The sequence below is a fragment of the Nitrosomonas sp. Nm33 genome (assembly GCF_900107265.1).
In the GTDB taxonomy this organism is placed as follows: domain Bacteria; phylum Pseudomonadota; class Gammaproteobacteria; order Burkholderiales; family Nitrosomonadaceae; genus Nitrosomonas.
In genome coordinates, this window is the sequence record NZ_FNPJ01000039.1 from 1 (window position 1) to 13,162 (window position 13,162).

A 13,162-nucleotide genomic window follows, 5' to 3' on the forward strand; every position below is an offset into this window, starting at 1 on the left:
CCAGGCCAAAACAATCAGAAAAAAGGAAGGATGCTCCATCGAGCAGCTCTTTACCGCTTATGCACTTTAAATCATTTTATATGGGATCAGCTATAATACGCAACTGTCACTCTGTCATCAGATCTGGCAGACTGGCTGCGTTCTGTAATCAGAAAGTCATGCAGGCTAAAAATAATTAACCATTAAATAGATATAACCAATGACAAAAATAGCTGCAATAATAATGACAATTTTTTTCAGCACTTCTATCATCTCCTTAGTTAATTATTGACATAATTTCTAATATTTTAACAACAAACACCAACAACGCTTTATTTTTTGACTATGCGAGAGCGCGCATGCCTAATTGTTAGCAGCCAATCGTTAAATCAGATAATCAGATATCGAATCATCTTATTTACAAAGAAAGCTGATCCTGCTATCTAAGGTCAATTTATTTATCCTGTAACTGTACAATCAATTGAATCTACTTAGAGCACTTGCTACAGTCAGTAGCATGACATTGGTTTCACGCATCCTAGGATTCTTGCGTGACGCACTCGTTGCCAGGATCTTTGGTGCAGGGATGGCAAGCGATGCTTTCTTTGTTGCATTTCGTATTCCTAATCTCTTACGTCGATTATTTGCAGAAGGCGCTTTTTCACAAGCATTTGTTCCTATTCTTGCCGAATATAAAAACTGCCGCACAGAAGATGAAACACGCGAGCTGATTGATCATGTTGCGACATTATTGGGAATCGCACTATTCATCGTAACGCTGATGGGAGTGTTGGCTGCACCGCTCATCATTTATGTCAGTGCCCCAGGATTCTCGGTTGATCAAGAAAAATTTGCGTTGACGATCGAATTATTGCGCATCACTTTTCCCTACATTTTATTTATTTCTTTTGTCGCGCTCGCAGGAGGGATACTTAACACCTATAGTAAATTCTCAGTGCCAGCATTTACCCCAGTTTTATTGAATTTATCATTTATCGGTTGCGCACTTTGGCTTGCACCTCTGCTCGATCCCCCTGTCCTTGCCCTTGCTTGGGCAGTATTTCTCGGGGGCATATTGCAACTTGCATTTCAAGTTCCGTTCCTGATACATCTTAAACGAATGCCCCGCTTTTATCTGAAATCAAAAGATACGGGCGCATGGCGTGTACTCAAACTAATGGGGCCAGCAGTTTTTGGAGTATCTATAGGACAGATCAGCATGTTGATCAACACCATTTTTGCTTCATTGCTAGTGACAGGCAGTGTTTCCTGGCTTTACTATGCTGATCGGTTAATGGAATTTCCGGCAGGCCTCTTAGGCGTCGCACTGGGAACCATCCTGCTGCCATCATTATCCCGCCACTATGCGAATCACAGTAACGAGAAATATTCGCACCTGCTGGACTGGGGTTTACGATTGACCTTCTTGTTGACACTACCAGCAGCCGTAGCACTGGCATTGCTAGCTACGCCGCTTATTGCCACGCTCTTTTATTATGGCGCTTTTACAGCTGAAGATGTATGGATGACTCGTCAAGCGCTTATTGCCTACAGTATCGGCTTACTTGGGCTAATTCTGGTAAAAGTGTTGGCCCCCGGCTTTTACGCACGGCAAAATATCAAAACTCCTGTCAAAATTGCTGTCATCACACTTATCGCGACTCAATTAATGAATCTTGCTTTTATCTTTCCTTTGCAGCATGCTGGACTGGCATTGGCTATCGGCCTAGGTGCCTGCCTTAATGCAGGATTACTCTACTATAAGCTGCGCCATCATGATATTTACCAGCCACAACCAGGTTGGGTAGTGTTCTTACTGAAAATTTTAACAGCACTAATCGTAATGAGCAGCACTCTGTGGTTTGCGGCCGGCAGTGACCTATCCTGGTTGCAAAATACTGCAATGGAGCGCGCACTACGCTTGATCCTAGTTATCTTCCTTGGTGCTGCTGCCTATTTCGCTACCTTATGGACACTAGGTTTCCGTCTGCGTGATTTTGCTCGACAAGGAGAAGAATAATATCGGTAGTTGATTATAAAGTTTAGGTATGAGGCAGCACGTTGCGCTTATCCCGCTCGATCAACGCATAGGCAGAATGATTATGAATAGATTCGAAATTCTCTGATTCCACTACATAGGCATCAATGCGATCATCTCTATTCAGCACTTCGGCTACATCACGTACAATATCCTCGACAAATTTCGGATTGTCATAGGCTTTTTCAGTGACATATTTTTCATCTGGCCGCTTTAGCAGACCGTAAAGTTCACAGGAAGCATTATCTTCAGCTATTTTAATAATATCTTCAATCCAGACAAAATTATTGGTACGTACCGAGACGGTTACATGAGAGCGCTGATTGTGTGCTCCATAATCTGAAATTTTCTTGGAACATGGGCAAAGACTGGTCACAGGAACAACCACCTTCATAGTGAATTCATAGTGATTCTGTTTGATTTCACCAATAAAAGTTACTTCATAATCCAGCAAGCTTTGCACACCAGAGATGGGTGCCGATTTGTTAACGAAGTAAGGAAAAGTCATCTCAATATGTCCAGAATCGGACTCCAGCCTTATTACCATGGCACGCAAGATATCCTCAAATGATTCAACGGAAATCTCACGTTCGTGACTATTCAGTATCTCGACAAATCGAGACATGTGCGTACCCTTGAAATTATGGGGCAAGTTGACATACATGTTGAATACTGCAACAGTATGCTGCACCCCACCATCTTTATCGGCTACTTTGACTGGATGACGAATGGCTTTAATACCCACTCTGTCAATTGCAATACGTCGGGTATCCAACGAACTTTGTACATCAGCAATCGGTAAATCGGTTTGTTTGTTCATAGTGATTCCTTCTGGAGAGATAGAGGCAACCTGCTTCGCTACTGAAAGTCCTCAAGAATGATAACGTATCAGGTCTGAAAGAACTATCTAAGACTGACTAGGCGCTTTTTGATCAGACCTTCCTTTACAAAGTTGGTTCTAAGCATTGAATCTATTAAAAAACATCAATAGAAATCACTAATTAACTCAGGTAGAGTCATTGTAAATACTTTACCAGCTATTCGGATAATTTTGCTTGGATGGATCTAATGATGCCAATTTTGTCTAAGCCGCAATCAATCAGCATTTGCGCAGGATCACCCTGATCAAGAAAAAGATCCGGTAACCCTAGCTGAAGCAGCTTAACGACGATTTTTTTACTTGCCAGTGATTCCATCACAGCACTACCAGCACCACCCATAATGGTATTTTCTTCAATCGTGACCAGCAATTCATGGGTCGCTGCTAACTCTGCCACCAAATCTTCATCCAGCGGTTTGACAAACCGCATATTGGCAACGGTAGCACCCAATTCCTCCGCTGCTTCCAGGCAAGGAGTCAGCATGCTGCCAAAAGCAAGCAAAGCGATCTTGCTACCTTTACGGCGAATCTCTCCACGACCTAATGATAATGCTTGCATCTCCTTTTGTACCTCTACCCCAGCTCCTGAACCGCGTGGATATCGCACTGCTGTAGGAGTATTCATCTGGTAAGCGGTATAAAGCATTTGACGACATTCATTTTCATCAGCAGGTGCCATGATCGTCATATTTGGAATACAACGTAAATAACTCAAATCAAAGCTACCCGCATGAGTAGGCCCGTCGGCCCCTACCAGCCCTGCACGATCAATAGCAAAAACCACCGGTAAATTTTGAATAGCTACATCGTGAATCAACTGATCGTAAGCACGTTGTAAAAATGTTGAATAGATAGCGACAACCGGTTTTAACCCCTCACATGCCGCGCCAGCAGCAAAAGTCACCGCATGTTGCTCAGCAATTCCTACATCGAAGTAGCGATTTGGATATTCCTGGGAAAATCTGACCAAACCTGATCCTTCGCGCATAGCAGGCGTGACACCAATCAAACGTGGATCCATGGCAGCCATGTCGCACAACCAATCGCCAAAAATTTGTGTATACGTCGGGTTACCACCAGATTTGGAGACAATGCCCTGGACTGTATCAAATTTCCCAACACCATGATACAAAATCGGATCTTCTTCAGCTGGCTTGTAGCCAGCACCCTTGCGCGTAACAACATGCAGGAACTGGGGCCCATCCAGATGTTTGATGTTGCTCAGCGTCGTAAGCAGCACATCCAGATCATGTCCATCAATTGGACCGATATAGTTGAAACCAAACTCTTCAAATAACGTACCAGGGGTCATCATTCCTTTTACATGCTCTTCGGCACGCCTAGCCAGCTCCAGAACAGGTGGCACTACGCCCAACACTTTCTCACCTGCACGACGAGCAGTTGCATAAAATCTACCCGACATCAGCTTGGCTAGATAATTATTGAGCGCCCCAACCGGAGGGGAAATAGACATATCATTATCGTTCAATATCACCAGCAAATTTGTATCCATTACGCCAGCATTATTCAGCGCTTCAAACGCCATGCCAGCACTCATCGCACCGTCACCAATCACAGCAATGGCACGCCGATTTATGTCTCCTAATTGTGCGGCCACTGCCATCCCTAAAGCAGCGCTGATAGATGTGCTCGAATGAGCCGTACCAAAAGCATCATAGACACTCTCATCCCGCCGCGGGAATCCGGCAATGCCCCCATGCATGCGCAATTTAGCCATTCCTTCACGTCTACCAGTCAATATCTTATGGGCGTAGGTTTGATGGCCTACGTCCCATACCAGTCGGTCAAAGGGCGTATTGAAGATATAATGCAACGCAATGGTTAATTCAACAGTACCGAGGTTCGACGACAAGTGCCCGCCAGTTTTTGCTACGGATTCAATCAGAAATTGACGTAGCTCATCAGCAAATTGTGGTAACTGTTTACGCTCTAGCTTTCTTAAATCAGCGGGAGTATTAATACGATCAAGTAGTGGGTACATGCAAACTTAAATAGAAATTTTAGCTGATTAAAAAGAAAAGAATCAGAATTAAAACTCACGCTGAACAATGAAATCTGTTACCTGCAACAATCGATCAGTAGATTTTCCCAGATGTTCAAGTGTCTGATAGGCATCATGCTGCAGCTCTTTAGCCAATTCACGGGCCTGCCTCACGCCCAAGATACTGACATAGGTTGGTTTGTTTTGCTCGGCATCCTTGCCTGCAGTTTTGCCTAATGCCGCAGTCGTTGCTTCGGCATCAAGCACATCGTCTACTACCTGAAACGCAAGACCAATACATTTAGCAAAATGATCCAAATGATTCAACTGTTCTTCGCTCAATTTATTACCACAATACGCTCCCAGCATCACTGCTGCACGTATAAGCGCCCCCGTTTTATGAATATGCATGAATTCAAGCTCCGGCAAAGTCAGCATCTTGCCTACACTTTCAAGATCAATCGCCTGCCCACCGGCCATTCCGCGTGATCCAGCTGCTTGGGCAAGTTTCTGGATCATTTCCAACTGCTTTTTCGGATTGTCTGTCAAACTGAATTCAGCCATTAACTGAAAAGCCAGGCTTTGCAGGCTATCTCCTACTAATAATGCAGTTGGTTCGTCATATTTCACATGACAAGTAGGTTTACCGCGCCGTAGCGTATCATCATCCATACAGGGCAGATCATCGTGAACTAACGAGTAGACATGAATCAGTTCTACTGCCGCAGCTACAACGATTACACGCGATTCTTCTGCTCCATTCAATTCTCCGGCAGCAAAAGAAAGTAATGGGCGAATCCTCTTCCCCCCTCCAAGCACCGCATAGCGCATCGCCTCATGTAAGCGCTCCGGCGCATGATTTTCCGCAGGAAGATGATTTTGCAGGTAAGACTCTATTTGTAACTGACGGCTTTTAACCCAGCCCTGGAAATCAGCGTTCATCGGCACCCGATGTAGAAAAATCTTTCAGCATGTCCGCCTCAAGAACACGTATTTGTTGTTGCGCATTTTGTAACGTAGTCTGACAATAATGCAATAATTCTACTCCGCGCTTATAAGCTGAAAGCGAAGCTTCCAACGTCATTTGTCCTGCTTCCATTGCGGAAACAATGCTCTCCAGTTCAGTCGACGCTGCTTCAAAGCTTTCTGGCTGTGATGAGATTGCTGTCGTAACTACTTCGTTGGATTTATTTTTCATGCTTTCTTCTTTTACTTTTCCAGAAAGGCAAAGTAGAACACAGTTTGTAAGGTTTATTTTGCTTAAAAACAGACAAAATATCGTAATCACTATAACTCGGTCAATCCTATTTTAACCTTTCCTTGATCTCTTATGATAAAGATTTAATAAATACCCGATCAATCAGATTCTATCAACCTATTGGATAAACCATCCCCCCCAGCTTTCTTTGTATACTTATACTATATCCTTGTATATTTTGATTCAAATAGCGATTGTCGAGATACATCATATTGATCCATGCGCTATCCTATGGCAATATCGGTTACAATTTCACTTAATTAAGCAAAGCGCTTAGTTTTCAAAGCATTTAGTTTTTTATATTTTTAATTTCTAATTTAACCACTACGTTTAAGTCGAGGAAATTTTGGATAATTATCTAGATCAAATTACCAAGTATTTCACTGCGGTACCAATGTGGCCATTTGCATTACTTGGCGTAATCATCGTTATTGCCATTGGTGTCGAAATTATTAATCGCCGGAGACGAGCAGATACCGTAGATTATTATGACACTACTTTCAGAACAGAACTTGTTGGCTTATATCCTGTTCCCACGCACTGGCCAGAAGATCTCTCAGCTCATTTAAGAACAAGATTACCTGTCATGCGAGATGCTTTTGATAGTCTGAAGGGTTTTATTCCTCAAGATCAGTTGCGTGATTACAACATCGCCTGGAATAAATTCTACGATTTTTGTCGTATGAATGGTGTGATTGATGAAAAGCAAGCTGGTACAACGCCGTTATCTGAAGCAGAGCAAGATTCAAAGCAAGTCTTCCATCAGCTCGTAACCGATCTGTTGGCCTATACCGATCAATTCAAACGGTAAAGGCAAAAAAGTTTTCTGTAAACCTTGGTACCTGAACTAGGGAGGCCATTGAAAACAGACAAGCTTTAATGGCAAGCTTGCCGATACTTGCTCCGGTTTTGTTTTTTCCATTCAAACATCACCCGACATTATGAAAAATTGCCATACGCTCTCATTGTTCTTGCAATATTGTATGAGCCTGCTGATCCGCTTTATATCATGAGTGAACAAATAGATCAGCAGAAAAATAACCCTATTTATGTGCATCCCGTCACATCCTATCGTGAGATGAGCACATTTATCGACATTCCCTGGCGGATATACGCAAATGATCCCCTGTGGGTGCCCCCACTTCGCCTAGAACGACGCTTGCATTTTTCCAGATTTAACCCTTTTTTAGAGCATGCAAAGTGGCAAGCCTGGATTGCTTACAAAGGCAAAGAGGCTGTCGGTAGAATCAGTGCACAAGTGGACACGCTCCACAGACAACGTTATGGCGCAGACACAGGTCATTTTGGTTCGCTGGAATGCATTAACGATAGCGAGGTCTTTGCTAAGCTTATGCATACCGCTGAAATATGGCTTACTGAACAGGGCACACGTCATGTAAGTGGACCTTTTAATCTCTCCATCAATCAGGAGAGCGGTATTTTAGTAGAGGGCTTTGATACACCACCGGTTGTCATGATGCCGCATTCACCCAAATGGTATGGTCCATTGCTGGAACAGTGCGGCTACCAGCCTGCCAAGGATCTCCTCGCTTATAGAATTGCAGTTGATTTTGAACCACCGAGAATCATGCGGACGGTTATTCAGAAATTTTCAAAGCAAATCAAGCTGAGAACTCTACGCCGTAATAAATTTTCCGAAGAAATGGAAATACTGCGCGATATCTTTAATGATGCCTGGTCAGAAAATTGGGGATTTGTTCCTTTTACCCAACCGGAATTTGCTGAGCTGGGCAGCAATCTGCGCTGGCTAGTCCCAAGTGAGTATATCCAGATTGCGGAAGTAGAAGATGTTCCTGTAGCGTTCATGGCTGCCCTCCCCAACCTTAATGAAATTTTTGCCCAACTCAATGGCAATTTGTTTCCGACAGGCTGGCTTCGTTTAATTAAGCAGCTAAAATCCAACACAGTTCGAACTGCCCGTATTCCGCTAATGGGTGTGCGCAAGCAATTTCATAATACTCCCCTTGGCATGGCGCTGGCTTTCATGGTGATCAATGCGCCGAGGCAAGCTGGGCTTGCCAGAGGAGTCAAAGAAGTCGAACTGTCCTGGATACTTGAAGATAACAAGGCTATGCGCAGTATACTCGAAAGTATTGGCTGCAAAGAGTATAAGCGATACCGACTTTATGAAAAAACACTCTAGTTGATCAACATAAATGCCTAGCATTTAATTGCGAGACTCTTGGCTGAAAGGCAGTACCGAGCTATCTGCCCGGCTATTTGACACTGCCAATTATTTCAGCTGAGAGGTTGTGAAAACGAAGTTTCGCTAAAAAATCGTAGCGAGCGCCTAAAACGCGAGGCGAACGGAACGGAGATACGAGACATATCAAATAGATAGGCGAAGATCGAGTACCGCCCAACACAGCGATTTGGGTGCGCAGTAGATTTATTCACAACTTCTGAAATGGCGTTTGTGTTCAGACGATTACACTACTCTTTCCAGGAGCAGGAATTGATGCTGACAGAGTTGACGACTGGTTGCTGGTAGAATTCATTTAGAAAATAGCTAAATAACTGCCATGGTTGAATTGCTGGGTTATGCGACCCTTCATTCTAGCCAGATCAATACTTATTTTCGAATAAAAATAATCTGATTTAATGAAAATCATCGAGAAATACATCACACGGGAGTTGCTCTTCCCTTTTTTTACCGTACTTAGCATTCTTGTGGGGCTTTTCGTTAGCTTCAGTATCGCCCGATTACTGGCTAGTGCAGTCACTGAAACACTCGGCATGGTCGCCATGCTTCAACTGGTGATGTTAAAAGCGATCATTGCTCTGGAAGTGCTGATTCCTATCTCATTCTATGTTTCTGTCATTTATGGATTGAGTAGAATGAACAGGGATCAAGAGATGAACATACTGCGTTCTGTCGGATTCAGCGATTATCATATTCTCTTTACAGTATTAATGATCGCGATTCCTGTTGGAATTATCAGTGGTGTGCTCTCACTTTATGCACGACCCTGGGCTTATGCTGAAACCTACATCCTCGATGCGCAAGCTGAAGTCGAACTGAATGCCAACCGTTTCCAGGCAGGACGTTTTTATGGCAGTGAAAAAAGCGGCCGCGTGATTTTTGTACAAGCGAAGGATAATTCTGGCACACGTATGGAAGAAGTATTTCACTTTGTCAAGAAAGAGGGTATCAGTGAGATTGTCGTAGCAAAAAAAGCCTTTCAACAACAACAAATATCATTGGAGCAGCGACCACATACCGAATTGTTTGATGGCTATATTTATCGTCTTGCCTACCCAAAAGATGAAGACAGTGTAATTCAATATGAAAAAATGACCTATTTCATTGAAAACGAGCAATCAAAGTGGCATCGGCGCAAAGCTGCGCCAACACGTATGCTGTGGGAATCTGAAAGAACTCAAGATATTGCAGAGCTTCAATGGCGGCTTTCTCGTCCAATTGCAACCATTTTGCTGGCTTTGATCGCTGTCTCATTCACACGCCTTTCTCCTCGTCAAAACAAAAGCGACAAAACCTTTCTGATTGCTGCCATCGTGTTTGCTATTTACTATAATCTCAGCGGCCTGGCTCAAACGTGGGTAGAACAAGGAGTAGTCGGTGCTATGCCGGGTATATGGTGGTTATATCTGCTGCTTTTTATTATCGCCGGACTACTTCTACCTGGCTCAAGACAAAAACTGTTTAGAAGACAATGAAAACTGCCTCCCGTTATATCGCCAAACAGATAGTGATGGCTATGACCATCGCTACCTTAGTGTTATTACCGTTATTTAGTTTCTTCGATTTATTGGATCAACTCGATGATGTCGGCAGAGGCACCTATCAGACGAGAGATGCTTTTCTGTACGTTGCCATGCTGATGCCACGCCGGTTTATTCAGATTGCGCCCTTTATCGCTCTGCTCGGTACAGTTGGTGCGCTAGGTAAATTAGCTATTAATCTGGAATTAGTGACCTTACGTGTCGCAGGACTGTCACCCGCTCAGCTTAGCATAGTGCCTGTTGGCATTGGGGTGGTATTAATTCTGATCATCGCTGTGATGGAACAGTTCATCGCTCCGCAGCTTCAACAAAAAGCCATTGCACTCCGAGCCACTGCGCTGGAGAAAACGGCTGAACTTGGAAAGGGGCTTGGGATCTGGACACGCGATGAGCATAATATTTTACGCATCGGTGAAATCCTGCCTGGAAACATAGCAATTGATGTCGAAATTATGCATTTTAATGAACAGGGCTTGCTTGCTACGCACACGTACGCAAAGTTTGCGGATATCCTCAATGATGAATTATGGAGATTAAACGATGTGACTGTCAGAACATTCACAGAGAAAAACAAAGAGAAAAACATTGCGCTAACTACTGCCAGCACCGTAGAGTGGCAATCCTTTCTTAAAGCAGAAGATATTGCCACATTGACCAAGCCCCCCGAAAGTCTTTCCCCGGTGGAGTTAATACGACATGCGGAATTTCTGCAAACAACCGGTCAGAAAGCCGATGCCTATCTCATGGCTATATGGCGCAAAATAAGTAGCGCACTCATGATCATTGCCATGATATTGCTTGGCATTCCTTTTATTTTCGGTTCGGTCCGTGAGGGGTTGGGAGGCAAACTGACTCTGGCTACTATCATCGGAGTGGGTGTTTATCTGCTCGATCAAATCATTGCTAACGCTGGCTTGTTACTGCATTTGAATCTGGTATTGACATCTTTCCTTCCCAGCCTAACCCTTATTACTCTGACCATTCTGTGGTTGCGGCGAATTCATTAATTTTTTATCTCACTTACATTTCAATCCTAGTTCATGTCAACAATTTATATTTATATCCATGGTGAAAGCGAAATCAGCCTCTGGGGACTGAGTGGGCGCGAACGGCTGCAACGTACAGCGGCATCCCTCAAACAAACCCATTTGACTGATAACCCTGCAGATATTCCAGACGATGCGCCTGCGCTGCTGCTGCGCGCTGATCATCTGTATGATGCCAGAGTGATTTCTGCTTTAATCAATTTGCAAGAAGACATCGTACTATGTAACCAAAGCAGCAGCGCTGTTGCCATCCGCACCGTAGGAAAAAACGTCCCCACCCTGATTGAAGCTTTACGCAGCGCATATACGCCAGCACTCTCCAGTATCAAGCAATACACTCTGAAAGATTTGCAGCTAGGTATCCAGCAAAACCTGAAGAAAAAAGAGCCCCCTTATATCCTGCCGATCAGCACGACCAATCGCAAAGCACTTGAATGGGAATTGTTTGCAGGCTCTTATAAAGGTGTGACTGATCTGGTCACCAAGTGGCTATGGCCAATACCTGCATTTTGGGCAACCCACCTCTGTGTGCGCTGGAAAATAACGCCTAATCAGGTGACGCTGTTCAGCTTGCTATTAGCAGTTTTTGCAGGGGTTGCTTTCTGGTATGGTTACTACGCAAGCGGCCTGATCATGGGGTGGCTCATGACTTTCCTGGATACCGTGGATGGTAAACTGGCACGTGTTACGCTTAGTTCAAGCCGGCTGGGCGATGTGCTGGATCATGGCTTGGATATCATTCACCCACCGTTATGGTACCTTGCCTGGGGTATCGGCTTGACGACAACCGCAGTCCCTCTGGCGAATCTGGAATTATTGGTCTGGCTGATGTTTGCGGGTTACATCGGCGGGCGTATCTGCGAAGGATTATTTGAATTCTGGCTTGCGCCCTTTGTAATGTTTATCTGGCAACGGATCGATTCGTTCAATCGCCTCATTACCGCACGACGCAATCCCAATTTAATTCTAATGACTGTCAGTTGGCTGGCTGACCGACCAGATATCGGGTTCTTACTGGTTGTTGGCTGGCATGGTTTATCGACGCTTTTTCTGGCCTGGCGAGTGCTCGTTGCCTGGCAAATCCGACGCCAGGAGGGATCATTAACATCATGGATGGAAGCAATCGACCCAGTACGCGACAGACAGCAACTGGCCGTCAGAGCATTCACCCGCGTTCCGCTCGCAGAGAAAAATGGTAGCGCCGTCGCGAATTCATAGCCTGGAAACAGGAACAGCCCGTATTGGGTTGATTCTCAATCCGTTAGGCGGAAAGGCACGCAAACGCCATCACGTGATCAAACAGATACTGGCTGGAATGCCTGACATCCACCAATGGGAAGTCAGCAATGCCTCTGATTTCGACACTTCAGTGAAAGCGCTCATCCAGGCAAAGATTGACTGGTTGATCATCCTGGGAGGAGATGGGACCTTGCAGGGAATACTCAATCGTCTGTTTGCCTGGTTACCTTCTGAGCAATGGCCGGTTCTGACCATTATTCCAGGTGGAACCACCAATATGACTGCGCTGGATCTGGGCATCCGCGGCAAACCGGATCATATCCTGCGTCGCTTAAAGCATTATTTGCAGCAATCCGCTCCACATCCAGCCCCTCTTCTTGTTGAACGGCCGGTGCTATGCATCGAGCAAACAGGACGAGAGAAAGTCTACGGTATGTTTTTCGGGCTGGGATTGATTGCACGGGGGGTTAAATTCTCCCGCAGCCCAATCAAACAAATAGGTATCACTGGCGATATTTTTACGACACTCATCGTATTACGATCTTTATTAGGCACCTTTCTGGGCAGACCGCATCCCGAATGGGCACCGGTGCAAATTGCGACTGTAAACGAAAGAGGCGAAAGGCACGAGGAAAACTACTTATTCGTACTGGTCAGTGCGCTGGAACAACTATTAATGGGCATTCGCCCTTATTGGGGACATGAACCTGCACCCCTACATGTGACCTTTGTCCGACAGCACAGCAAAAAATTCTGGTGCTCAATTTGGCCGCTGATTGCGGGTCGTGGCCACAGCCTCAAGAAAGAACATGGCTATGTTAGTTACAATACCAAGATGTTGGAATTATTGCTGGATGATGAATATATCGTGGATGGGGAGCTGTTTCATGCCTCGCGCCAATATGGACCTCTGCATATCTCAGTCAGCGGCCCCATCACTTTTCTCGTACTGTAA

11 protein-coding genes are annotated in these 13,162 nt (G+C 44.7%); 7 read left to right on the forward strand and 4 right to left on the reverse strand.

Translation table 11 applies throughout. The features are described 5' to 3' along the window. The first annotated feature begins 460 nt into the window (after positions 1-460). Positions 461-1,999: a murein biosynthesis integral membrane protein MurJ gene (murJ, locus tag BLV54_RS09130; protein ID WP_090570921.1), complete on the forward strand. Its 1,539-nt coding sequence runs from the start codon at positions 461-463 to the stop codon at positions 1,997-1,999. A gap of 22 nt (positions 2,000-2,021) precedes the next feature. On the opposite strand, the gene folE2 is transcribed toward murJ, so the two are convergent. From folE2 to BLV54_RS09150, 4 genes are all read right to left on the reverse strand, one after another. Continuing rightward, positions 2,022-2,837 (reverse strand): GTP cyclohydrolase FolE2, encoded by an 816-nt coding sequence (folE2, locus tag BLV54_RS09135; RefSeq protein ID WP_090570926.1) that lies wholly within the window; start codon positions 2,835-2,837, stop codon positions 2,022-2,024. A gap of 217 nt (positions 2,838-3,054) precedes the next feature. Beyond that, the gene (dxs, locus tag BLV54_RS09140) at positions 3,055-4,899 is read right to left on the reverse strand and encodes a 1-deoxy-D-xylulose-5-phosphate synthase (protein ID WP_090570929.1); all 1,845 of its coding nucleotides are present in this window, start codon (positions 4,897-4,899) and stop codon (positions 3,055-3,057) included. Positions 4,900-4,947: 48 nt separating this feature from the next. Beyond that, positions 4,948-5,841: a polyprenyl synthetase family protein gene (locus tag BLV54_RS09145; RefSeq protein WP_090570933.1), complete on the reverse strand. Its 894-nt coding sequence runs from the start codon at positions 5,839-5,841 to the stop codon at positions 4,948-4,950. Next, positions 5,831-6,097 carry an exodeoxyribonuclease VII small subunit gene (locus tag BLV54_RS09150; protein WP_090570936.1) on the reverse strand — a complete coding sequence of 89 codons (267 nt, stop codon included), beginning with the start codon at positions 6,095-6,097 and terminating at the stop codon, positions 5,831-5,833. Before BLV54_RS09150 ends, BLV54_RS09145 begins: the two co-directional genes overlap by 11 nt. 406 nt (positions 6,098-6,503) lie before the next feature. Here BLV54_RS09150 and BLV54_RS09155 point away from each other — a divergent pair, with 406 nt between their 5' ends. From BLV54_RS09155 to BLV54_RS16855, 6 genes are all read left to right on the forward strand, one after another. Further along, the gene (locus BLV54_RS09155) at positions 6,504-6,968 is read left to right on the forward strand and encodes a hypothetical protein (protein WP_090570939.1); all 465 of its coding nucleotides are present in this window, start codon (positions 6,504-6,506) and stop codon (positions 6,966-6,968) included. A gap of 138 nt (positions 6,969-7,106) precedes the next feature. Further along, entirely contained in the window at positions 7,107-8,321 is a 1,215-nt protein-coding gene (locus BLV54_RS09160; protein ID WP_371113284.1) for an N-acetyltransferase, read from the forward strand. A 458-nt stretch (positions 8,322-8,779) separates the two neighbouring features. Beyond that, positions 8,780-9,856: an LPS export ABC transporter permease LptF gene (gene lptF / locus BLV54_RS09165; RefSeq protein WP_090570942.1), complete on the forward strand. Its 1,077-nt coding sequence runs from the start codon at positions 8,780-8,782 to the stop codon at positions 9,854-9,856. Further along, positions 9,853-10,929: an LPS export ABC transporter permease LptG gene (gene lptG, locus BLV54_RS09170; protein ID WP_090570944.1), complete on the forward strand. Its 1,077-nt coding sequence runs from the start codon at positions 9,853-9,855 to the stop codon at positions 10,927-10,929. Before lptF ends, lptG begins: the two co-directional genes overlap by 4 nt. Positions 10,930-10,962: 33 nt before the next feature. Next, complete coding sequence (locus tag BLV54_RS09175; protein WP_090570989.1) at positions 10,963-12,186, forward strand: CDP-alcohol phosphatidyltransferase family protein; 1,224 nt, start codon at positions 10,963-10,965, stop codon at positions 12,184-12,186. Continuing rightward, the gene (locus BLV54_RS16855; RefSeq protein ID WP_143032465.1) at positions 12,161-13,162 is read left to right on the forward strand and encodes a diacylglycerol/lipid kinase family protein; all 1,002 of its coding nucleotides are present in this window, start codon (positions 12,161-12,163) and stop codon (positions 13,160-13,162) included. The genes BLV54_RS09175 and BLV54_RS16855 overlap by 26 nt, the downstream gene beginning before the upstream one ends.

Excerpts from the sequence above, each read along its gene's own strand:
- folE2 (WP_090570926.1), bottom strand. The coding sequence starts at position 2,837 with ATGAACAAACAAACCGATTTACCGATTGCTGATGTACAAAGTTCGTTG.
- dxs (WP_090570929.1), bottom strand. The coding sequence starts at position 4,899 with ATGTACCCACTACTTGATCGTATTAATACTCCCGCTGATTTAAGAAAG.
- BLV54_RS09145 (WP_090570933.1), bottom strand. The coding sequence starts at position 5,841 with ATGAACGCTGATTTCCAGGGCTGGGTTAAAAGCCGTCAGTTACAAATA.
- BLV54_RS09150 (WP_090570936.1), bottom strand. The coding sequence starts at position 6,097 with ATGAAAAATAAATCCAACGAAGTAGTTACGACAGCAATCTCATCACAG.
- lptF (WP_090570942.1), top strand. The coding sequence starts at position 8,780 with ATGAAAATCATCGAGAAATACATCACACGGGAGTTGCTCTTCCCTTTT.
- lptG (WP_090570944.1), top strand. The coding sequence starts at position 9,853 with ATGAAAACTGCCTCCCGTTATATCGCCAAACAGATAGTGATGGCTATG.
- BLV54_RS09175 (WP_090570989.1), top strand. The coding sequence starts at position 10,963 with ATGTCAACAATTTATATTTATATCCATGGTGAAAGCGAAATCAGCCTC.
- BLV54_RS16855 (WP_143032465.1), top strand. The coding sequence starts at position 12,161 with ATGGTAGCGCCGTCGCGAATTCATAGCCTGGAAACAGGAACAGCCCGT.